The sequence below is a fragment of the Nonomuraea spiralis genome (assembly GCF_014648435.1).
Lineage (GTDB): Bacteria > Actinomycetota > Actinomycetes > Streptosporangiales > Streptosporangiaceae > Nonomuraea > Nonomuraea spiralis.
Genome location: NZ_BMRC01000049.1, coordinates 29,914 through 51,190, shown reverse-complemented (window position 1 = coordinate 51,190; position 21,277 = coordinate 29,914). Strand labels below are relative to the sequence as shown.

The 21,277-nt window shown below is 70.0% G+C and carries 18 protein-coding genes; 8 read left to right on the top strand and 10 right to left on the bottom strand.

Going from position 1 to position 21,277, the window contains the following annotated elements:
• Positions 1 to 297: 297 nt before the first annotated feature.
• Positions 298 to 1,320, bottom strand: a complete 1,023-nt coding sequence (locus IEZ27_RS50705; RefSeq protein ID WP_229825079.1) for a glycerophosphodiester phosphodiesterase family protein — start codon at positions 1,318 to 1,320, stop codon at positions 298 to 300.
• 355 nt (positions 1,321 to 1,675) lie between these two features.
• Between IEZ27_RS50705 and IEZ27_RS50700 the strand changes: the two genes are divergently transcribed.
• A complete protein-coding gene (locus IEZ27_RS50700; protein ID WP_189653837.1) occupies positions 1,676 to 1,981 on the top strand; it encodes a hypothetical protein in 306 nt (101 codons plus the stop codon).
• 31 nt (positions 1,982 to 2,012) lie between these two features.
• Positions 2,013 to 3,524, top strand: a complete 1,512-nt coding sequence (locus tag IEZ27_RS50695) for a hypothetical protein (RefSeq protein WP_189653836.1) — start codon at positions 2,013 to 2,015, stop codon at positions 3,522 to 3,524.
• Positions 3,525 to 3,976: 452 nt separating this feature from the next.
• Here the strand turns inward: IEZ27_RS50695 and IEZ27_RS50690 are convergent, their stop codons facing one another.
• Positions 3,977 to 4,882, bottom strand: a complete 906-nt coding sequence (locus IEZ27_RS50690) for a LysR substrate-binding domain-containing protein (RefSeq protein ID WP_189653835.1) — start codon at positions 4,880 to 4,882, stop codon at positions 3,977 to 3,979.
• Between the two features lie 75 nt (positions 4,883 to 4,957).
• Here IEZ27_RS50690 and IEZ27_RS50685 point away from each other — a divergent pair, with 75 nt between their 5' ends.
• From IEZ27_RS50685 to IEZ27_RS50670, 4 genes are read left to right on the top strand one after another with little or no spacing between them, the layout of a single operon-like run.
• Positions 4,958 to 6,136: an acyl-CoA dehydrogenase family protein gene (locus tag IEZ27_RS50685; protein ID WP_189653834.1), complete on the top strand. Its 1,179-nt coding sequence runs from the start codon at positions 4,958 to 4,960 to the stop codon at positions 6,134 to 6,136.
• On the top strand, positions 6,133 to 7,323 hold the full coding sequence (locus IEZ27_RS50680) for a CaiB/BaiF CoA transferase family protein (RefSeq protein WP_189653833.1): 1,191 nt from the start codon (positions 6,133 to 6,135) through the stop codon (positions 7,321 to 7,323). Before IEZ27_RS50685 ends, IEZ27_RS50680 begins: the two co-directional genes overlap by 4 nt.
• A 28-nt stretch (positions 7,324 to 7,351) precedes the next feature.
• Positions 7,352 to 8,095 carry an enoyl-CoA hydratase/isomerase family protein gene (locus IEZ27_RS50675; protein ID WP_229825078.1) on the top strand — a complete coding sequence of 248 codons (744 nt, stop codon included), beginning with the start codon at positions 7,352 to 7,354 and terminating at the stop codon, positions 8,093 to 8,095.
• Complete coding sequence (locus tag IEZ27_RS50670; RefSeq protein ID WP_189653832.1) at positions 8,088 to 8,927, top strand: 3-hydroxyacyl-CoA dehydrogenase family protein; 840 nt, start codon at positions 8,088 to 8,090, stop codon at positions 8,925 to 8,927. Before IEZ27_RS50675 ends, IEZ27_RS50670 begins: the two co-directional genes overlap by 8 nt.
• A 214-nt stretch (positions 8,928 to 9,141) precedes the next feature.
• Here IEZ27_RS50670 and IEZ27_RS50665 read toward each other — a convergent pair whose 3' ends face one another.
• From IEZ27_RS50665 to IEZ27_RS50635, 7 genes are read right to left on the bottom strand one after another with little or no spacing between them, the layout of a single operon-like run.
• Positions 9,142 to 10,950 (bottom strand): glycoside hydrolase family 15 protein, encoded by a 1,809-nt coding sequence (locus IEZ27_RS50665; protein WP_189653831.1) that lies wholly within the window; start codon positions 10,948 to 10,950, stop codon positions 9,142 to 9,144.
• A complete protein-coding gene (locus IEZ27_RS50660; RefSeq protein ID WP_189653830.1) occupies positions 10,947 to 11,459 on the bottom strand; it encodes a hypothetical protein in 513 nt (170 codons plus the stop codon). The genes IEZ27_RS50665 and IEZ27_RS50660 overlap by 4 nt, the downstream gene beginning before the upstream one ends.
• Entirely contained in the window at positions 11,456 to 12,802 is a 1,347-nt protein-coding gene (locus IEZ27_RS50655; RefSeq protein ID WP_229825077.1) for a molybdopterin-dependent oxidoreductase, read from the bottom strand. Before IEZ27_RS50655 ends, IEZ27_RS50660 begins: the two co-directional genes overlap by 4 nt.
• Before the next feature lie 37 nt (positions 12,803 to 12,839).
• The gene (locus tag IEZ27_RS50650) at positions 12,840 to 14,312 is read right to left on the bottom strand and encodes a glycosyltransferase family 87 protein (RefSeq protein ID WP_229825076.1); all 1,473 of its coding nucleotides are present in this window, start codon (positions 14,310 to 14,312) and stop codon (positions 12,840 to 12,842) included.
• Complete coding sequence (locus tag IEZ27_RS50645) at positions 14,309 to 15,319, bottom strand: NAD-dependent epimerase/dehydratase family protein (RefSeq protein WP_229825075.1); 1,011 nt, start codon at positions 15,317 to 15,319, stop codon at positions 14,309 to 14,311. The genes IEZ27_RS50650 and IEZ27_RS50645 overlap by 4 nt, the downstream gene beginning before the upstream one ends.
• Positions 15,316 to 15,969, bottom strand: coding sequence for a TIGR04282 family arsenosugar biosynthesis glycosyltransferase (locus IEZ27_RS50640; protein ID WP_189653829.1), 654 nt, complete (start codon positions 15,967 to 15,969; stop codon positions 15,316 to 15,318). The genes IEZ27_RS50645 and IEZ27_RS50640 overlap by 4 nt, the downstream gene beginning before the upstream one ends.
• Before the next feature lies 1 nt (position 15,970).
• A complete protein-coding gene (locus IEZ27_RS50635; RefSeq protein WP_189653828.1) occupies positions 15,971 to 16,630 on the bottom strand; it encodes a glycosyltransferase family 2 protein in 660 nt (219 codons plus the stop codon).
• 342 nt (positions 16,631 to 16,972) lie between these two features.
• On the opposite strand from IEZ27_RS50635, the gene IEZ27_RS50630 reads away from it, so the two are divergent.
• Positions 16,973 to 17,584: a methyltransferase domain-containing protein gene (locus IEZ27_RS50630; RefSeq protein WP_189653827.1), complete on the top strand. Its 612-nt coding sequence runs from the start codon at positions 16,973 to 16,975 to the stop codon at positions 17,582 to 17,584.
• 404 nt (positions 17,585 to 17,988) lie between these two features.
• Here IEZ27_RS50630 and IEZ27_RS50625 read toward each other — a convergent pair whose 3' ends face one another.
• Entirely contained in the window at positions 17,989 to 18,462 is a 474-nt protein-coding gene (locus tag IEZ27_RS50625) for a hypothetical protein (RefSeq protein ID WP_189653826.1), read from the bottom strand.
• Positions 18,463 to 18,639: 177 nt separating this feature from the next.
• Here IEZ27_RS50625 and IEZ27_RS50620 point away from each other — a divergent pair, with 177 nt between their 5' ends.
• Positions 18,640 to 21,165, top strand: coding sequence for a TPR end-of-group domain-containing protein (locus IEZ27_RS50620; RefSeq protein ID WP_189653825.1), 2,526 nt, complete (start codon positions 18,640 to 18,642; stop codon positions 21,163 to 21,165).
• The last annotated feature ends 112 nt before the right edge of the window (positions 21,166 to 21,277 follow it).

The window sequence follows — 21,277 nt, the reverse complement described above, 5'->3', positions numbered from 1 at the left end:
TCTGCCTCCGGCCTTCGACGACTTCTCCCGAAAGGCCCGGAAACGCCACCGCCGACGTCCCGGAAATCCGCAATCGTCCGAATTATTTCTCTGAGATCACCTCACTGGATGGCTCACCGTCTGGTTGAACGAGACGGACTTCTGGATCGCATGGTTGAAGCTCCCGGCAGGAGCTGTTCGGAGAGTGAGGGTGCGGCCGACGGGGGTTCTCCGCGCCGGCCGCGGACCGGCACGATGGCCTGACAAGGCCTCGGGCGAGCCACCTGCTTCGCGAGACCGCTGAAGGGCGGTCGACGGTTACTTGGCGTAGGACTTGGGCAGGCGCATGCCGCGCTCGGCCATGATCTGCCGGACCCGGTCCGGGTAGTCGGTGATGATGCCGTCGATGCCCATGTCGATGAGGGCCGCGATGGTGGCCGGGTCGTCGCACGTCCACGGGATGACCTTCAGACCGCGCTCGTGCGCGTCCGACACCATCTTCTCGGTGACGTAGAAGCGGAAGGCGGGATCGCTGATCGTGCCGTTCTGGGGGAAGCCGTACACCGGGGACAGGGCGGTGACGCCCGGGATGCCGGCGGCGGCGCTGACGAAGTCGCCGCCGAAGTCGTCGGCGTCGATCCCGCCGAGCCAGGGGGAAGCGCCCGGCTTGCCGATCTGGAGGAAGTCGTAGTTGGTCAGGGCCACCAGCGGCCATTCCGGCGCGAGCCGGTGCATCTCCATCAACGCGCCCCAGTCGAAGGACTGGATGGTGACCTGGTCCTCGATACCCGAGGCGCGGATCTCCTCGAACACGCGGCGTACGAACAGCTCGCGCGGCGCGGTCTGCTGCGGTGCGCCCGCTTCGACCTTGGTCTCGATGTTCAGCTTGACCTGCTTGGCCCGGTGAGCCCTGACGAGGTTCAGCACGTCCTTGAGTTCGACCATCCGGAAGCCGTCGACCACCTCCTGTTCGGGGAAGCCGGGCAGCTGCCGGTACCCGCAGTTCATGGTCTTGATCTGGGCCAGGGTCAGGTCCTTGATGAACTTGCCGACGTAGGGGAACATCGGGTCCCCGGGGGTGAGGGGCGCGGTGTCCTGGCACTTCTGGGCGCTGATCTGCCGGTCGTGGTTGACCACCACTTTCAGGTCCTTGGTCACATGGGTGTCCAGCTCAAGAGTGCTGACCCCGAGGCGCAGGGCCTTGGTGAACCCCTCAAGTGACTCCTCGGTCGTCATGCCGAGGCCGCCGCGGTGGGCTTGCAGGTCGAAGTGGGTCTTTTGGGGCAGCACGCCGGGGCCGCCGGCCGTCGAGGCATGGGCGGCCGCCGGAGCGGCGAGCACGGAAACGAAAGCCAGACTTGCCAGGGCATGGCGACAACGCACGGGATGTTCCGCTCTGTAAGTGTGAAATGACCTTGGCGAGGCTAGAGGCCCGTCCGCCCTTCGCTGCGGCGACGGCGTGATGAGGTCATGAACGTTCGCAGAATGCCCGGGAACGCCGTCGGCGGGCGGCCTCGGACGGCGCGGTGACCGTTTGACGGTGGGTTCCCGTCCACCCTGGTGAACCTGTCACCGGGTGCCCGCGGCGTCGGCGCACCCGAATGAGTAGGGACTACTCATGCCGGGCGGCGTCCGGCGGCGGAGGCTGGTTCTGGAACGACTCCAGAAGATCAACAGCTGTCGGGCAGGAGAATCCATGGACACGCATTGGGGCACGATGCGCCGCCGCTACACGCGGGCCGCAGCGCGGGCGCAGGCGATGACCGCGCTGAGCACGGCCGGATACGAGGTCTGGAGCGACCCGGCCGGCGACGAGTACTTCGTCCTGGGCGGCAACGACCAGGTGAACGTGACGATCGTGATCGTCCCCGAGGGGGAGGACGAGTGCTTCCTCGCCGTCATCGCCAACAGCTCCAACGGCACGGCCGAGAGCGCACGTAACAGGGTCCGCAGCCTCATCCCGGACCTGGCGGCTCCCGCGCCGATGCCCCACCTGCCGTAGGTCCGGTCGTCCGACAGAAGGGAGCACGGTCATGGCTCAGGTGGCCCCGACATTCGGCCCGTGGTCGAGCAACTCGAACAGCGTCGTCAGCACCTGGGTGCCCAACGGCGACACGCCGCTGGGCTACCGCATCTGGGTGAACCCGTTCGACCTGCGGGTCACGATCGACGTCGACCTCGCCGTGTTCACGGCCGATCCCTCGATCGGCGGGTGGGGTGGCCGGTACACCTGGACGAACCTGCCCAGCGACCGTCAGATGACGTTCATCGTGGCGTGCGTGTACCCGGGAGGAGTGATCGCGGCCAACAGCTTCCAGGCGCGTACCCTGCCCTCGGCGACCGTTCCGGTGGAGCCGCCACCGCCGCCCGCCGGCCATTTCCGCGCACTCGGGAGCATCGGCGGGACCGTCGAACTGACCTGGGACCGCGTCGACGCGGCGGCCGTGAGGGAGCTGTTCGTGGTCCGGCTTGGGCCGGAGGTGAGGTTGTTCAGCTCGCCCGGGGCCTCCGACCCGGGACGGTTCACCGATCACGTGGGCGGGCCGGGCGACTACACGTACATGTTGCGGACCATCGCCCCGCACGGGGCCTTCACGGACGTACGGGCGACGGCGACGGTCGTCCCGGCTCCAGCTCCGATGCCACACTTGCCGGGCTGGTCGGAGCGGCGCGGGATCGGCATGAGCCACGGTGTCCCGATACCGGCGATGACCGCCGTCTCATGGGGGACCAACCGCATCGACGCGGCATGGAGCTCGTTCTCGGACTTCAAGAAGATCGCCAGGTCGGCCTGGACCGGGGCGGCGTTCGAGTCCCAGCCGGGGCCGGCGGGGCCGGGCGACGGGAGCGGTGACTCCCCCGCCATCGGCTCGATGGCCCTCAGCTCGCTGGGCCCGGGGCATCTGGACTTCCTTTACGCGCACCCGGGAACGGGCCCCTGGCATCGCTGGTGGAACGGGCAGTCGTGGACGGCGCCCGAGAACCTGGGCTGGGGGTCGATCAACGGGCTCTGCGCCGTGGGGTGGCCCGCGTCGGACCAGTTGCACGTGTTCTACACCACCGCGAGCGGAGGCAGCCACCTCCTGCACCGCCGCTGGAGCGGCGGTGTCTGGTCCGGCGAGGAGGACTGGGGCGGGACTGTGCAGGGGCGGCCCACGGCCGCGTCCTGGGGCGAAGGACGGCTGGACGTCTTCTACCGATCCCCCGCGAACCATCTCATGCACCAATGGCTGGATGCCGGGGCGCGGGGTGCGGAGGAGGACCTGGGCGACTCTCTCACGTGCGACCCGGCAGCGGTCGCCGACCGGTTCGGGTCGCTCCACGTGTTCTACAACTCCGGAGGGCGCCTGGTCGATCGGCGATGGAACACCAGCGGCCACGGCTGGGACCGTCCTGCCGAACCGCTGGACCACACCGCCACCGGGCCCCTCGACGAGCAGCGCGCCCCAGCCGCCGCGTCCTGGGGGCCGGGCAGGGTGGACGTGTTCTTCGTCCGCTTCGACCAGGGGGCGGTCCCGTACGTCTATCACATGTCCTATCACTGACCGGTCCAGGCCGCCGGCCTCCACCAGTGGCCTTCAACACCAGCCGGCCCGCCCGCTCGGCAACCTCCCCGGATCCGGAGCCCGCGCTCGCGGCGGGAGCGGTGCTCGCGCCGTCCGTCGGCGGATCGGCTGCGTCAGGTTCGGCAGGTGTGACGGCCTCGCGGACGCCGTCCGGAACATCACCGAACACTTCCAGCAACCCGTCGTACGCGCTGCGCCGGGTGATGGAGTCGACCAGCAACAGCCGGGCCGGCCTCGCCCGGGCTCCAGCGTCGACTCGGGCGGACACCAGTGTGAAGAACCCGCGGTTCACCTCGGTGTCGCGGTTCTGGCGGACAAGGCAGGTGTGTCGCGGGCCGCGTCGATGGCCTGCCTGAACGAGAGCACGATCGGCTCACCGTTCACCCGCTACAAGACCGACAACGTGGTCGGCCTGCGGTTCCCGCCCTCATTCACGCCAGAGGGCCAGCGGCTCCTTCGAGCGTCAGCAGCTCGTCCAGCACTGCCCGTAGCGCGGGGCTGCGATCGTCACGGCGCCAGGCCGCCCGCAGGTCGACGTTCTGCGGCGGCGCGTGGAGAGGCACGAACACGATGTGCGGGTCGGTGACGTTCCGCGCCACCGACGAGAGCGTCAGATGGCATCCGACCTGCGCGCTCACGAGCGCGAGCGCGGTCTGCGTATCGGGTGCGACCTGGACGACGTTCGCGACGAATCCCGCGGCATGGGCCAGGCGCCGCAACCGGTCCGGCAACACCGCGCCCTCGTACGGCGGCAACGACACGAAGCCGTCGTCGGCCAGTTGTCCGATCTCCACCCGGCGGGCGCCGGCCAGAGGGTGGGTGTCCGGGAGCGCGACCGACAGCGCATCGGGTACGACGACCCGGGCGACCACCTCGGCGGGGACGACGTCCCAGCGGCCGAGGGCGATGTCGGTGTCGCCCTGCACGAGCTTCTTCATCGCCGGTTGCGCGAAGTTCTGGCTCGACAACTCCAGCTGGATGCCGGGGCGCCGCGATCGCACCACACGGGCGAGCTTGGCGACCAGGGAATGGGTCGACACCCCGGCGAACGCGATCCGGACCAGCCCGACCTGACCGTCCCCGGCCGCCCGTACCGCTGCCTCTGCTCGACGTAGCGCGTCCAGGACGTCCTTCGCCGGGCCGGCGAGCGCCTGACCGGCGGCGGTCAGGCTCACCGACCGGGTGTTGCGCTCGAACAGCTGGGTCCCGAGTTCGCGCTCCAGCTGCTTGATGGTGCGGCTCAGCGGGGGCTGGGCCATGTGCAGCCGCTCGGCGGCCCGGCCGAAGTGCAGTTCCTCGGCCACCGCGAGGAAGGAGCGGAGCTGCTGTACGTCCATATTTACCAGAACAGTATCACAGAGCACTCGATTAGGTATTGGACTGGTCTTAATCAGCGTTCGATAGTGGGAGCCATGTACACCGGCAATCCCGACGTCCCCGACGACGTCTTCGCGGACGTCCTCAGCCAGATCAACGACTTCGTGCGCACTCGCGTCATGCCTCGCGAACTGGAGATCATGACGACGGACGCCATTCCCACCGACCTGCGAGAGCAGGCCGCCGCCATGGGGTTGTTCGGGTACGCGATCCCCCAGGCCTGGGGCGGGCTCGGCCTCGACCTCGTCCAGGACGTCGAAGTCGCCATGGCGCTGGGCTACACGTCACTGTCGCTGCGGTCGATGTTCGGCACGAACAACGGCATCGCCGGACAGGTGCTGGTCGGCTTCGGCACCACGGAGCAGCAGGCGCGGTGGCTGCCCGGCCTTGCGTCCGGTGAGGTGGTCGCGTCCTTCGCGCTCACCGAGCCCGGCGCCGGGTCCAACCCGGCCGGGTTGCGGACCATCGCGAAACCGGACGGCGAAGGCTGGATCATCGACGGCGGCAAGCAGTTCATCACCAACGCCACCGAAGCCGGCCTGTTCGTGGTGTTCGCCCGCATCCGGCCCGCGTCGGACCCCGGCACGGGTATCGCGGTGTTCCTGGTGCCCTCGGACGCGCCGGGCGTCCAGGTCGGCGCGAAGGACGCCAAGATGGGGCAGGAGGGCTCGCGTACGGCGGACGTGACCTTCTCACAGGTCCGCGTGGGACCCGAGGCGCTGGTGGGCGACGACGGAGAAGTCGGGTACAAGGCGGCGCTGACGTCGCTGGCCCGCGGCCGGATCCACATCGCCGGCGTCGCCGTCGGCGCCGCGCAGCGGGCGCTGGACGAGTCGGTCGCCTACGCCGCCACCGCCACCCAGGGTGGCACGCCGATCGGGGACTTCCAGCTCGTACAGGCGATGATCGCCGACCAGCAGACCGGCGTGCTCGCGGGCCGGGCACTGGTCCGTGAGGCCGCACGGTTGTACGTGACCGGCGAGGACCGCCGGATCGCGCCGTCGGCGGCGAAGTTGTTCTGCACCGAGATGGCCGGCCAGGCCGCCGATCTGGCGGTACAGGTCCACGGCGGCAGCGGCTACATCCGCGAGGTCCCGGTCGAGCGCATCTACCGCGATGTCCGGCTGCTGCGGTTGTACGAGGGCACCAGCGAGATCCAGCGTCTGATCGTCGGCGGCGGCCTCGTCCGGGCCGAGAAGAGGAGGCGGTCATGAATCGCCCGCTCGACGGGTTCACCGTCGTCGCCGTCGAGCAGGCCGTCGCCGCTCCCCTGGCTACGCGCAACCTCGCCGACCTGGGTGCGCGCGTCATCAAGGTCGAGCGTACGGACGGCGGCGACTTCGCCCGGGGCTACGACCACGCCGTGCACGGGACGGGGGCGCATTTCGTCTGGCTCAACCGCGGCAAGGAGTCGATCGCCGTCGACCTGAAGACGCCCGAGGGATGCGACGTCGTCCGCCGGCTCGTCGCCAGGGCCGATGTGTTCCTGCAGAACCTCGCTCCTGGCGCCGCCGATCGTCTCGGCCTCGGAGATCTCCGTGCCGGGCAGCCTGAGCTCGTCACGGTCAACCTGTCCGGATTCGGCGCGGGTGGCCCGATGGAACAGCGTAAGGCCTACGACATGCTGATCCAGGCCGAGGCCGGCCTCATCTCGATCACCGGCACCCCGCAGTCACCGGCGAAGACCGGCATCCCCACCGCGGACATCGCCGCCGGCATGTACTGCTCTCAGGCCGTGCTGGCGGCGCTGCTGCGCCGGTGCCGCACCGGTGCGGGGGCCACCATCGAGGTCTCGATGTTCGAGGCCACCGTCGAGTGGATGGGGTACGCCCTCTACACCCAGATGTACGCCGGGACGCAACCTGCGCGGATGGGCTTGAGCCACAGTTCGATCGCTCCGTACGACGCGTTCCCGACCCGCGACGGGCAGGTGCTGATCGGAGTCCAGAACGACGCCGGATGGCGCGCCCTCGTCACCGCCGTCCTCGACGCCCCCGAACTCGCCGACGACCCGCGCTTCGCCACCAATGTCCAGCGGGTGCGCAACCGCGCTGAATGCGACGCCGCAGTCGCGGCCCGCACCTCTCGCTGGACCACCCCCGAGCTCGACGCCCGGCTGGCCGCGGCCGGCGTCCCGGCTGCCCAGCTCAAGGAGATCGACCAGGTCGTCGACCACCCTCAGCTACGTGCCCGGGACCGCTGGCGGGCGGTCGGCACCGAGCACGCCCAGGTCAACGCCCTTCTGCCGCCTGTGACGTTCGCCGACGTCGAGGCGCGCATGGGTGACGTCCCCGCGCTCGGTCAGCACACCCGCGCCCTTCTCGACGAGGCCGGCGTCGACGCGGACGACCTGATCGCCCGCGGGATCGCGGCGCAAGCCCCTCCGAACAGACACTCCTGACGTGTTCATCCCCGCTCCTGGAGCCTGTGTGCGAACCCTCATCCTCGACGAGCGCGACGACCGGGTCGTCGTCACCCTGAACCGCCCCGCCGCCCGCAACGCGATCAACGCGGCCATGATCGATGATCTGCATGCCGTCTGCGACCTCCTGGAACGTGTCCCCCGGCCACTGCTGCTCACCGGCGCCGGCGGGGTGTTCGCCGCCGGCGCCGACATCGCCGAACTGCGTGCCCGCGGCCGCGACGACGCCCTGCGGGGCATCAACAGCAGGCTGTTCGACCGCATCGCCCGGCTCCCGATGCCCACCGTCGCCGCGGTCGACGGCTACGCGATCGGCGGTGGCGCCGAACTGGCCTATGCCTGTGACATCCGCTTGGCCACGCCCGCCACCGTGTTCGGCAACCCCGAGCCGGGCCTGGGAATAGTCGCCGCGGCCGGAGCCTGCTGGCGGCTGGCCGAGCTCGTCGGCAGGTCCGTGGCCAAGCAGGTGCTGCTCGCCGGCCGGCAATTGCCCGCGGAGGCGGCGCTGGCCTGCGGCCTGGTCGCCGACATCATCGCTCCCGAGGAGCTGTCCGGTGCCGCTCATCGGCTGCTGGACCGGATGACCGGGTGGTCTCCCACGGCGCTGCGGCTGACCAAGCTGGTTCTGGACGCCCCTGGCGGGCACCCGCTTGCCGACGACCTCGCCCAGGCCGTCCTGTTCGAGACCGAGGACAAGCACGACCGCATGACCAAGTTCCTGGAACGGAGAAAACGTGACTCAGATGCCTAAGACGGTCGGCGTGCTCGGTGGTGGCCGGATGGGGGCCGGTATCGCTCAGGTCTTCATCGCGGCGGGCGCCGAGGTGTCGGTGGCCGAAACCGGCGACGCCGCGGCCGCCCGTCGACGCGTCGCCGACGGCCTCGCCAAGGCTGCTGCGCGTGGCAAGCTCGCTGACGCCGTGGACGTGGCGCTCAGCCGCCTGAGCGTCGTCGACGACGTCTCCGCCATTCCGCCCACCGCCGAGCTGGTCGTCGAAGCCGTGCCGGAAGTGCCCGCGCTCAAGGTCGACGTGCTCACGAAGGCGGAGCAGGTCATCGGCGAACATGCCGTACTGGCCAGCAACACCAGCTCCCTGTCCATCGCCGGGCTCGGCTCCGCCCTCAGCCGTCCGGACCGATTCCTCGGGCTGCACTTCTTCAACCCGGTCCCCGCGTCCAGCCTGGTCGAGGTCGTCACCGCGCCCAGAACGGCAGCAGGCGTCATCGAGCAGGTCCGCGGTTGGATCAGCGGCTTGGGCAAGACGGATGTCGTCGTGCGGGACTCGCCCGGCTTCGCCACCAGTCGTCTTGGCGTCCTGCTCGGCCTGGAGGCGATCCGGATGCTCGAGGAAGGCGTGGCCGACGCCGAAGCGATCGACACCGCCATGGAACTCGGCTATCGCCATCCGATGGGACCGCTGCGCTCCACGGACCTGGTCGGCCTCGACGTCCGCCTCGCCATCGCCGAGTACCTGCATGCGACGCTGGGTGACCGGTTCGCGCCCCCGCAACTGCTGCGGGACAAGGTTGCCGCCGGACAGCTGGGCCGCAAGACCGGTCAGGGATTCTATTTCTGGGGCTGAAAGCCCTCCGGGTGCCAGTTCGATTCTCGTCCGGCGGATGTGACCGCTGAGGTGACGTTCGGCGTCCACGGCGTCCTGACGCTGCAGGGCGTCGAGTTTACTCGGTCCCGCCCGTGCCGATGGTCAGGTCAGTGACGGCTACGTAGGCAGAAGCGCACACCCAGCCGTGCGTGTAATGCCCGCCGGCCGATGACATTGCCGGCAAGCGCAGGGCTCAATGCCGGGCCTCCCCGATGGCGCGGGCGGCGTTGATCAGGCCGATGTGGCTGAGGGCCTGGGGGAAGTTGCCGATTGCTTCTCCTGTGATGGGGTCTGCCTCTTCGCTGAGCAGGCCGACGTCGTTGGCGCAGGAGGCGGCGGTCTCGAACGTCCGCCTGGCCGCGGCGTCCTGACCGGTGAGGGCCAGCGCGTGGGCGAGCCAGAAGGTGCACAGCAGGAATGGGCCCTCCTGGCCTGATAGCCCGTCGGCGGAACGGTAGCGGTACACCAGCCCTCTCGCGTCAGTCAGCTGACCGGCGACGGTCCGCACGGTGGAACAGATCCTCGGGTCGTCCGGCGGCAGGAATCCGACCAGGGGCATCATCAGGGTGGCGGCGTCGATTTGGGTGCCGCCGAACGTCTGGGTGAAGGCACCCGCCTGCTCATTCCAGCCGTGGGTCAGGATCGCGGCGTGGATCTCGTCTCGGACGCGCGTCCAGTCGGCGACCCGGTTGGCGGCCCCCAGCACGGGGGCCAGGGTGATTGCCCTGTCCAGTCCCACCCAGCACATCAGCTTCGAGTGCGTGAAGTGCCTGCTGGGGCCACGGACCTCCCACAGGCTCTGATCCGGCTCCTGCCAGCGGCGCGCGGCGGTCTCGGCCACTCCGATCAGCAGCGAGCGGGTGAGGGGGTCGAACGGGCCGATGTCCCGGTAGGTCTGGTGGGCGGCGTCGAGCAGTTCGCCGTACACGTCGAGCTGACGCTGGCGCCAGGCGTCGTTGCCGACCCGCACGGGTGCGCTGTCCCGCCACCCCCGCAGATGCGGTAGCCGCCGTTCACTCAGGTCGCGTTCGCCGCCGATGCCGTACATGATCTGCAGGTCCGGATCCGCATCGACCTGGGTCGCGCATGCGCGGGACAGGAAGGCGAAGAAGGCGGTCTCTTCCTCCTCGCAGGTGGCCGTGTTCAGGGCGTGCAGGGTAAAGCTGGCATCGCGGACCCATGTGTAGCGGTAGTCCCAGTTGCGCTCCCCGCCGATGCTTTCCGGCAGGGAGGTGGTTGCTGCAGCCACGATGGCCCCCGTCGGGGCGTAGGTCATCGCACGCAGAACCCTGCCACTGTGGTTGACGTGCCAGCGCCAGGGTCCCTCATAGTCGGCGTGGCCACGTGACCAGGAGCGCCATCCCGCGACGGTGTCACGGATCCGGCGCGCGACGGCCCAGGAGGTACGGCACGGCGGGTCGGGCGCCCAGGCCCGACCGGCCTGCAGGGCCAGACCGGCGTTCTGTCCTGCGCGCAGGGTGAGCCGGGCGTCCGCGACCGAGCCGCCGGCCCGGAATTCCACCGGACTGGACAGGGTGAGCACGTCGGCGCCTCCACGGGCGATCAGGCCGCCGCGGACCGTTTGCATCAGCGGGCGGACGAGACCGAACTCAGGCCGGGGCGCATACACGATCTCCACAGGCACCTGCCCTTCGGTGCAGGCGATCCGGCGGAGAAGCAGGCCGGGGGATGACGTGCCCAGCGCGTGCTCACGTTCGCCACGGCCCAGCGCGAGAGCGTCCAGAAGCACCAAAGTGCCGCCGCGCGTCCGGAACGTGGTCTCCAGCACAAGGGTGTCCTCGACGTACCGGCGAGTCACCTCGGCCGGACATCCCGGCCGGATCGTCCAGCAGCCGGCCTCTTCGTCCAACAGCCGGGCGAAGATCGCCGGACTGTCGAAACGCGGCAGGCACAGCCAGTCGACAGAGCCGTCGGACGTGACCAGCGCGGCGGACCGGCAGTCCGACAGCATCGCGTAGTCGCCGATCGGCCGGGCGCTCAACGGCCGAACCGCCCCGCAGCCAGGCGTCGCAGCACGTAGAGCAGTGCTGAGGCGGCGAAGAGCACCAGGGTGACCAGAATCCATCGGTTGAGATAAGGGAGGGTGCTCAAGCCGACCGCCGCCCTGTAGTTGGGCTCGGCGCCGCTCAGGATGAGTGGGAACCACACCAGCAGCAGCAGGCCGGAGAACGCGGTCGGCACGCGCAGGTAGTTGATCGGAGCCGGCCGCCGCCCCGGCGGCCGGCGCCGAGGCCGAGCAGCCGTACGACCACGGCGACGGGCACCGGCGGTGGAAGATCGGGCGGCGAGGTCGGCGGCGGAGTAAAGAGGGAACAGCACCAGATCATGGAGGATGACGGCCCCCACGAACCACACCAGAAAGCCCGGCCAGATCCCCGCTTCGACCACCCGGGTGGCGGCGTAGGCGGCGACCAGGAAACAGAGGGCGAGTGCGAGCAAGTGCCATGCGGGGGCGCCGTAGGTCCTGGCCCATCGGCCGTGGCCGTTCAAGATCGTTCCTGGGTGAAGTCGAGCTCGCGTACCCACTTCGTGTTGTGGACTCCGGGAGCGTTGGGGACGATGACCCGCGCCGGGTAGCCGTGGTCGAGGGACAGGTCGGCGCCGTTGACCCGTAGCGCCAGCAGCGAGCGCGGGTCGGCCACCTGCGCGGCGCTGAGCGAGGCCTGGCCGAAATAGCCCCCGCGTTGCAGAGACCTGGTGGTGACACCTGTCGAGCCGGTCCGGATCCCGGTGAGGCGGGCGAGGTCGGCCAGCCGTACGCCGGTCCAGGTCTGGACGGTCGACCAGCCTTCCACACAGGCGATCGGCAGGGCGTAGGTGTACAGCGGCATCGCCAGCAGGTCCGCGCGGGAGAGTTCCAGCCGGTTCGGTCCGGTGAGTGTCAGCCGCCAGGACTCGCCTGTCTGGGCCGGTGTGACGCCGAGGCTCGCCGCCGTCTTGTTGACCTGGAAGTCGTTGGGGCCCGTACCGTAGAAGCGCCCGTGGGGAGCGAGCAGCGCGGTACGGCGCAACGGCCCGTCGACGCACTGGCCGACGGACAGGCCGAACATGACCAGCGAGCCGCCGCCGGCGAAGGCCAGCAGGCCGCGCCTGGACATCGTGGGAGGCGCCGGGTCGGTGGCGACCAGGCCATCAGGGTCCGGCGGCTCCGGGCGAGTGTCCGCCACGGAGGTGCGCAGGTGGTCGCGCAGGCCGTACGTCCGCAGGGTGTGGATGACGCGGGGCAGCTTGATGACGACGTGTACGACGAACGCGGCCAGGAAGATCCACGCGCCATAGAAGTGGGCCGGGTAGAAGGAGAACGGGAAGACGTAGAAGAGCTGGACGTTGAGGATCCCGGTCACGAACTGGAATACCGCGCCGCCGACCAGGAGCAGCAGGCTGGCCCGCTCGACGGCCTCCGCCACGGAGCGGGCGGGCGGCCAGGAGAACAGCTTCGGGATGACCGACCACAGCTTGGCCAGCAGTATCGGCACCAATGTCAGCCCGCCGATGACGTGCGCGCCCTGGGTGACCCGGTACAACCAGACCGGGTCCGTGGGCCAGTCGAACAGGTAGAAGCCCAGCAGGCCCCTGCCGGGGGTCGTGTCGTTGCCCGGCAGTCTCGGCTCATAGGCGGCGTACGACACCAGCCCGGTGATCGCGACGATGGTGATTCCAGCCAGCAGGATCAGTCCGAGCACCGAGGTCAGCCAGGGACCGCGCAGCGGGCTGCGCCAGAACTCTGGCCGGAACGGCCCGGGCGGCCCGCTCCACCTCCTGAGGCGCGCGGCCAGGCGGCTCTCCTTGTCGGGCTTGACCTCACGATCGCGCCCATGCGACGCATCCGGCACCGATCCCCCTGAAATCCAATGTCGGCTGTCGGTCTCCTTACCGGAAGCGGTCTTTCCAAAGCCACGTCCCGGCACCCATTCGGCAATGTCCGGCCGCTCTTCGCAGTCTCAGGGAGTTGTACGCGCTGCCTGTTGGAGGACGGACCACGCGTGCGACGAACCCGGCGGTCACCATCAGTGCGGCGAGGGCGTAGGCGATGGTCCCGACGCCGGCGCCGGTGCCCATGTAGGCCGCGCCACTCGCCAGCGGGACGCCGAGCCACTCCCACCGGCCGTCGAGGGCGACCAGCGCGACGACCAGTACGGCGTACCAGGAATAGCCGGGCGTGAACACGAGGAACCCCACTCCGGTCACCACCAGGGCGCCTCGCCACGGCCGGTCCGCGTCACCGTGCCGGAGCACGTGGAAGATCACGATCCCGAGGATGACGAGGGCCGCGGGGAACGCCCACGAGTCGGGAAGGACCAGCCGCAGCAACGCGTACCGGTCCCTGCTGCCGGCATCGTCGTACCCTTCCTCGGTCAGGTAACCGAAGAGGAATCCGAGTACCGACCCGCGCGAGGCGAGCACGTACGGCAGGTAGGCGAGCGCCACGACGAGTGCGGCGGGGCCGACGACGGCCAGGGCATCGACCACCCGGCGCTTCGGCGTCCTTCCGCCTGACGCGAGAAGCCCGGAGAGCGCTCCGGGGACGGTGACGGCGGGCAGCAGCTTGACGGCGGTCGCCGCGCCGAACAGCGCGCCGCCGAGCACCCTGTACCTGTTCGCGGTGGTCAGGGCGATGACGGCGAGCAGGACGCCGAGCGCGTCGACGTGGGCGTTGTTCACCAGTTCGAGCGGGACGGCGGGACACCACGCGTAGCAGGCGGTGTACGCCGGAGCGTTGTCCCGGGTGCCGGCCCGGCTGCTGAGCGCGATCAGCAGCACGGCCGAGGTCGCGAGCGCCAGGAGCGCACCACCGATCTGCAGCGGCTTGTGCCGAGCCCCCTCAGGCGAGAGCCCGTGCACCAGAAGGAAGTACGCCTCCGCCAGGGGCGGATAGATCGTGTGCACGCCGGGGCGGTTGATCCGCGTGCACCACGTCATCGGGTCCGCTGACGGCAGCGGGTATCGATCGGGTCCCTCGCAGCCGGCATCGTGCGGGAAGAGCCAGGAATCGCGCAGCGGCACCAGCTCCGCCTCGGCCGGAGCGTGATCGTAGGGCGAGACGCCCGCGGCCTGCACCCGTCCATCCCAGGCGTAGCGGTAGGAGTCGGTGCTGGTCGCGGGGGGAGACAGGAGGCCGGTGACGGCTACGGCGATCCCCCCGACGATCACCAGGGACATCGCCTGACGCCTGGGCAGCCCGCGCACGGCCCACACCGCCGCGTAGAAGATCGCCCACGCGAGCACGTAAGGCCAGAACAGGCCGTGGCGATCCGCGGGAACGGCGTCCTCGCCGACCGCCAGCATGAGCGTGCCTGCAAGGGCGAGCAGCAGGACGGCCGTTCCCGCCGCGCGGGAGGTCACGCCGGACGGGCCAGGGGCGCGGTGGCGAACTCCTTCATCCCCTCGTCGAAACCGACCCGGGCGCGGAATCCGAGCTCCGCAGCCGCCTTGTGCGGTGCGGCCACGATGTGCCGGACGTCGCCGAGCCGGTACTCCCCCGTCGTCACCGGCTCCGGCCCGCCATGGTGCGTGGCCAGCGCCCGCGCCATGTCACCGACGGTGCGCGGCTCTCCGCTGGCGATGTTGTACGCGGCCAGTAGCCCCGGCCGGCCGCCGAAGAGCGCGGCGACGTTCGCGCGAGCGACATCGCGGACGTGGACGAAATCCCGCAACTGCCCGCCATCCTCGAACACCCGAGGAGCTCGACCGGCCTCCAACGCGGACCGGAAGATCGCCGCCACCCCGGAGTACGGCGTGTCCCGGGGCATCCTGGGCCCGTACACATTGTGGTACCGCAACGCGACGACCGTGCCGCCGGTCTCGCGCGCCCAGTTGGCGGCCAGATGCTCCTGCGCCAGCTTGCTGGTGGCGTACCCGTTGCGCGGATCGGCCGGCGCGTCCTCGTTGATGGTGGCGCAGACCACCTCCGAGTCGCACCGAAGGCAACGGGGCTCGAAAAGACCACGTGCCAAAGCGGCGGCGGATCGCGGCGCGGGCCGTACCCGGCCGTGTCTCGGACAGTCATAGGCGCCCTCGCCGTAGACCACCATCGAGGAGGCCAGCACCAGCCGCCCGACCTCATGCCTGGCCATCGCGGCCAGCAGCACGGCCGTGCCGTACACGTTGACCGAGGCGTAGTCCGGCAGGTCGGCCACGTTCACGCCGAGCCCGACCTTGGCCGCTTGGTGCACGACGACGTCGACCCCTGCCATCGACCGGTCGAGCGCGGCGGCGTCGCGCACATCGTCGCCGGTCCTGAGGTCGAGGCGGACCACCTCATGTCCGGCCGCTTCCAGCGCCTCCGTCACATGACTCCCGATGAATCCGGCCGCGCCGGTGACCAGTACCTTCGCCTCGCCATCGATCACGACAACACCGCCGTTCCGGCGAGCGCGGCGGCGAAGCGGGAGTGGGGAGCCAGGGCCGCCACCTCGACCGCGTCCGCCATGGTGTCCACATCGGTCAGGCAGGGCATTCGAGCGACACTCAGCCCTGCCTCTCTCAGTCTGTTCAACTGGATCTCTCCCGTGGTCGGCTCGGACATCGGCACGCCGAGCAGCAGATCGGGGTCGGGGGCGCGCAGTCCGAGAAGCCAGAACCCACCGTCCGTCGCGGGGCCGAACACCGCGTCATGGGCGCCGAGCAGCGATACGGCACCGGCCAGCAGGCCTGCGGACACCTGCGGGGTGTCCATGCCGATGAGCACGATCGGGATGGGCGACGCCCGGTAGGCGTCGTCGAACGCGGCCGCGAGCCGTTCGTCCAGACCGTCGCCGCGCTGCGGAAGGACCGTGAACCCGGCGGGCAGCCACGCCCCAGGAGCCCCGTCGAGAGCGATCACGCGGCGGGTCACCGGAGCCCGGGCAACCTCCCGCAACGTGTCCTCCAGCGCGGCGCCGGCCAGTGCCGCGGCCTCGCGCGGAGTACAGGGCGGGGTCAGGCGGGTCTTCACCTTTCCCGGTACGGGCTCCTTGGCGATCACCAGGAGTTGCGCGCTCTCGACATGGTGTGAACTCACGTCATATCGTCCTGTCGGCCATGACCCGGCGCATGTCACCGATCGCCCGGAGCGTGCCGCGCACCGTACCCGTCACCTTCGACCTCCCCGTACGGGCCAGATAGTCCACCTCGACCTCGGCGATCCGCCAGTGGGTCGCGCCGGCGCGAAGCACCATCTCCAGGGGGTAGCCGAACCGGCGGTCCGCCAGCTCCAAGGCCAGCAGGGCGGCACGTCCGCACGCCCGCATCGGCCCCAGATCGTGCAGGTCGGCACCGGTACGGCGGCGCAGCTTCCGAGCCAGCACGGCGTTGCCGAGCCGGGCGTGCACCGGCCAGGAGGCGCCCCGACCAAGGACGCGGCGGCCGAGCACCAGATCGGCCTCACCCGCCAGGACCGGCCCGGCGACGCGCGGCAACTGCCCGGGATCGAGGGACGCGTCGGCGTCCATGAAGCACACCACGTCCGCCGTCGCGGCCGTCAGCCCCGCATGACACGCGGCGCCGAATCCGGGCCGAGGCTCTGTCACCACCGTCGCGCCGAACTCCGCCGCGACCCTCGCGGATCCGTCGGTTGAACCGTTGTCGACCACGATCGGGCGGAAGCCGGGCGGCATCCGCCCGAGCACCCAGGGCAGGGCTGCCTCCTCATTCAGGCAGGGCAGCACCACGTCGATCTCCATAGGTGGACGCTAACGCGGCATCAGCGCCCCTTCCCTTACGAAAGTATGACGTCATTCCGAGAAATGACCAGTTCGGGTCCCCGAAGATACGATTCCCAGGGCGGCCGGTCGCGCGATATGGCCGATGTATCCTGCACGCCCGGAAGGCATGCACCAGATCTTGACTTTTCACTTGAGGCGCGCTGGACGTGTTTTTGCAAGGCTGTTGCGACTCCGCGCCCATAACAGCTTCGTAAGAATCGGCACCGACCTGCCGAGGTAATGTTGCGACATGATCAACAGTAGTCGCGGCAACATTCCAGCAGCCCCTTTTCCCAGCACCGGCCGCTGTGGAAGAGTCGCGTGATCGGCGCTTTCTACGAGGATTCTCTCAACGGCGAAAGCGTAGAAATCGAATATGCCGACGGCCGAATGCAGCCACTCTCCGCCATGCGCTGGCTCCGGTACAACGAGGGCGACGAGCACATTCTGGCCCGATGCGGCGGACCCACTCTCGATGTCGGTTCGGGGCCAGGAAGACTGACTGTGGCGCTTACCCGGATGGGGATTCCCTCTCTGGGCATCGACATCACACCTCTGGCCGTGGAGCTGACCCGCCGCGCGGGCGGCCTGGCGCTGCGCAGGTGCATCTTCGAACCCCTTCCGGGAACCGGGTGGTGGGCGGAGGCGCTCCTGGTCGACGGCAACATCGGCATCGGTGGCGACCCGGCGGTCCTCCTCCGGCGCCTGCGCGAGCTGGTCAGGCCGGAAGGAAAAGTGATCGCCGAACTCTCGCCACCGGGTTCACAGAGCGGGGTTCACACCCTGCGGCTGCGCCAGGCCGGGCGCACGGGCGACTGGTTCACCTGGGCAACCGTCTCGATCGACGATATCGGCCCCCTAGCCAGGCGATCCGGGTTCCCCACCGTCGAACGCTGGAACGCGGCGGGGCGATGGTTCGCATCCCTCTCATGACCTACCCTGCCGCGGGGCCCGGCCTCGCCGGGCGGGAAGATCCTGCACGAGGTGCAGGCATCTCGGGGCATCAGGCCAACCCGCCAGCTCGTTGACCACACGGCCCGCTTCGAGCAGGTCCAGTACCTTGCGCCGGAACTCCGCCTCTGCCCACCCCGGGGCGCACCAACTCCGTGCCCACCGAGATGGCAGATCGCTCTTCTTGAGCAGAGCGACTCGGACGGTAACGGCCCCTACACCGGTCCGACGTCTGGCTTCGCGTCCGTGTTCGCGGAACCATGCGCATAAATCGTTGCCGCGGAGGGGGCCGCCCCTTCCTTTCGCCCCTGGTGATGACGAGGCGGGCCGCGATGTCGTGCAGGTTGAGGTTCTGCGCGCGCAGGTGGGTCACGGAGAGCATGGCCTCATCGGTTACGGCGCCGCCGATGGTCTTGCGGACCCGAGCGAAGGGCCGTCCAGTCGCTGCCGAGGCCCTCCTCCCGATCAGTCCCTGAATCAGGAAATCGGCCGAACTCCACCGGCCCGCTCCCATGGTCGAGGGAGGAGTCCATGGGAGGACGGGCGCCCGGAGCGGGCACCGGCCGCCCGTCCTCGGTGAAGGCGTACTCGTCGCCGCCGACGCGCACCCGCACGTATCCCTCAGCGAAGACTTTGAGCTCGACGGCGGGCGCATCACCCGCCCCCTCCCCCAGCGAGCGCAGCGACGTCAGCGGACGTGTCCAGAGCTGCCGCAACGTGGCCGGGTCCGTCGAAGTGACCCGCACACCGCCCGGGCAGTCATCGGCGAACACGACCGACCGCGCCAAGGCGCCGCCCCGCAGATCACAGCCGACGGGACGGACCACGCGGGCGAGCGTCCGACCGTTGCGCACGATCACGGGTCACGATCCTGTCAGACTGCGCCGGTGGGCTCAGCCGGCGGAGCTGCCTGTCGTCAGCTACCCGTCCGGCACGCGCTCGACGAGGCCGAACGATGTCGCCTCCCGTTGTTGAACGCCCCGCCATCTGACTAAAAGTCCGTCATGGGTGATCTTGGCGTCCCATAATCGGGTGCCATGACGGAGGCGAGGGTGCGCGAGCGGCTGGCGGCCGCGGGCTGGGAAGGGCGCAGGAGCGGGACGATGGAGCGCGTCTGGCCGGACGGGACGTTCTGGCGCTGCACCTACGGAACCACCCGGGCCGGGCGGTGCGAAGGCGACATCCCGGAAGGGCTGATCTTCGCGACCGGCGACGAGGTCTTCGTGGTCGACGTGCTCGGCTTCACCGATCCCGCGGGGATGGGCTTCGAGGGCGTCGACCGGACAGCCGCCGGGCTCGACCTTCTTGCCGCGGCGTCACCAGGTGGGACTCTCGCCAAGAACGTTCTGAAGCCGCTGATGGCCCGTGCGGCGGTGTTCCGGGAACGGTCGGTGCGGCCGATCGGGCTCAGCGGGTTCATGCTGGAGGAGATGCCCCGGCGCCCAGCGGGGCCGCTGATCCCCGCGATCGCCGCCGCGGACGGCTCGTCCGATCGCTGGCTGGACGTCGCGTTCGCGGCGTTGGACGCGGGGATGCTGCACGTGGCGCTGGAGTCGTTCGATCGGGCGTTGGCCGCCGGGGCAGAACCCGGACTCGCCGAGCTGTGGCGTGGCTGGCTGCTCATGGAGGCCGATCCGGCGGAGGCCGCCACGGCCATGGAACGGGCGGCGGACGGCGGCATGGCAGGGCCCGCGACCTGTCTGCTGGCGGGCATCCGGCCGGTGGACTGGGAGCGCGCCACCCGGGAGGACCCCGGGTATCTGCTCGGCTGGCTGTCCCGGGTGCTGGAGCTCGGCGAGTCCGGGCGTGCCCGCGAGGCACTTCGGGTGATCGACGAGGCCGCGGCCCTGCACCCCGGCGCCAAGGTGTACCACTACCGCGGGTGGGTCCATGCGTTGCTCGGTGACGAGGACGCCGCGCTCGACAATCTCGCCGAGGCGGTCCGGCTCGCCCCGTGGATCACCGAGGAGATCCTCGCCGACCCCGACCACGACGGTCTGCGCGGCCATCCGGACTTCTGGCGGTTGACCGGCCGCCGGGCCGCGGAGAACGAGCAGGCCCCCCAGACTACCGAGGTGCTGCGGCTCCTGGCGGTACAGACCGCCGCCAGGGCCCCGGACGGCTGGCGACGCGCCACGTTCACCATCGGCGGAGGTACCAAAGGCTGTTACACCCTGCCCGACGGCACCCTCAAGAACCTCGGTCTCCCGTTCGACCTGCGCAAGGCGCTGCGCCTCGGCCGTGGTACGGCGGTCACGATGGTCGTGCATCCTTCGGGCTGGTTCGAGGCCGCCGTTGGCGGTCGCGCGGAGAACTCGGGCGCCGCCTGCGTCCGCGACGAGGAGGCACTGCCCAGTGGTCCCGGCGATGAGGTGGACGGGCCCGCCGATCCGACGCAGGCCGGGGATCCCGCCGAGGCGGTCCGCCTGCTGCGCGCCTACCTCCAGCGCCGTGAGGAGATCCTCGGCCACTCCGATGAGCTGCCGCCGCCGGCGGCGGATCGGGAGGAGATGTTCGCAGACCTGGATCACCCGCTTCCCGACGATCTGCGCGCCCTCTACGACGTGATGGACGGCGATGATCACCTGGGACTCATCGACAATGGCTACGACTGGCTTTCAGCGTCCTTCGTGTCCGAGCTGGGAAGTGATCATTACTGGATGCACAACGTGCCGCTGTTCGACCCGGACCCATGGAGGATCATGCTGGACGACGGCCCGCCCGGGGCGGTCCGGCGTTCTGTCGACCGGGATAGCTGGATCCCGTTCGCCGACGGTGGGAACAACGAGTACCTCGCCGTCGACATGAACCCCGGGCCGGGAGGCCGTCCCGGCCAGGTCATCCGCATCGGCCTGCGGCGAGACGGCCCCACCTACGTCGCCGACTCAGTCACCTCGCTGCTGCGCCGCCACGTGGAGGCACTCGAGCGAGGCGACTGGACGTGCGAGGACGACGACCTGCGGATCGATCTCGGCGACATGGCCCTCGCCCGGGAGACCGAGAACGAGCCCGACGCGTCCATGGTCTGGGCCTGTCGTGAGGTGCTGAATCCCGGCCACAACACCCAGAGTTTGTGGGTGCGGGGCGGAGGCGACATCGATCTGGGCACCGTCCGAGGCACCCGGCTCCTGAAGTTGGAGCTGACGCAGTGCCGGTCGGCCGATCTCGGCCCGCTCCGGGACACAGCCGTCGAGGCGTTGACGCTTCAGGACGTGGAGGCCCTCGACCTGGCGCCGATAGCGGGCCATCCGACGCTGCGCGCGGTGCGGGTGCGCGCGCGCCACGCCGTCGACCTCGAACCGCTGGTCACCGCGCCCCGGCTCTACGCGCTGGACCTGTGCGGATCGCCGGTCATGGACCTGGCCGCGCTGGGCCGGACGAGCCGCCTGCACTACCTGTCGTTGCGGTACGAACAGTGGCAGGAGCTCTGGCAGCAGAACGTCACGCTGCCCGGCCTGGCGATGGCCGTCCTGTCTGACGACCCGTCCCCGAGCAGGATCGCGGAGTGGGCGCGGCGGCTCCCCAGGGGCGGCGGCGTCCAGCACTACATCGGGCAGTATTGACGCACCGTCAGGGCCCAGGACCCCTGAAGAAGAAGGCTACGGCGAGCCGCAAAGCAGGCCCCACTGACGGTACTCCGCCGTCAACTCGGTGGCCGGCCACGGTGGAACCATG

What these genes read in the sequence shown, in the direction of transcription:
- IEZ27_RS50700 (WP_189653837.1), top strand. Translation starts at nt 1,676, where the DNA reads ATGGACACGCATTGGGGCACGATGCGCCGCCGCTACACGCGGGCCGCA.
- IEZ27_RS50695 (WP_189653836.1), top strand. Translation starts at nt 2,013, where the DNA reads ATGGCTCAGGTGGCCCCGACATTCGGCCCGTGGTCGAGCAACTCGAAC.
- IEZ27_RS50690 (WP_189653835.1), bottom strand. Translation starts at nt 4,882, where the DNA reads ATGGACGTACAGCAGCTCCGCTCCTTCCTCGCGGTGGCCGAGGAACTG.
- IEZ27_RS50685 (WP_189653834.1), top strand. Translation starts at nt 4,958, where the DNA reads ATGTACACCGGCAATCCCGACGTCCCCGACGACGTCTTCGCGGACGTC.
- IEZ27_RS50680 (WP_189653833.1), top strand. Translation starts at nt 6,133, where the DNA reads ATGAATCGCCCGCTCGACGGGTTCACCGTCGTCGCCGTCGAGCAGGCC.
- IEZ27_RS50670 (WP_189653832.1), top strand. Translation starts at nt 8,088, where the DNA reads ATGCCTAAGACGGTCGGCGTGCTCGGTGGTGGCCGGATGGGGGCCGGT.
- IEZ27_RS50635 (WP_189653828.1), bottom strand. Translation starts at nt 16,630, where the DNA reads ATGGAGATCGACGTGGTGCTGCCCTGCCTGAATGAGGAGGCAGCCCTG.
- IEZ27_RS50620 (WP_189653825.1), top strand. Translation starts at nt 18,640, where the DNA reads ATGACGGAGGCGAGGGTGCGCGAGCGGCTGGCGGCCGCGGGCTGGGAA.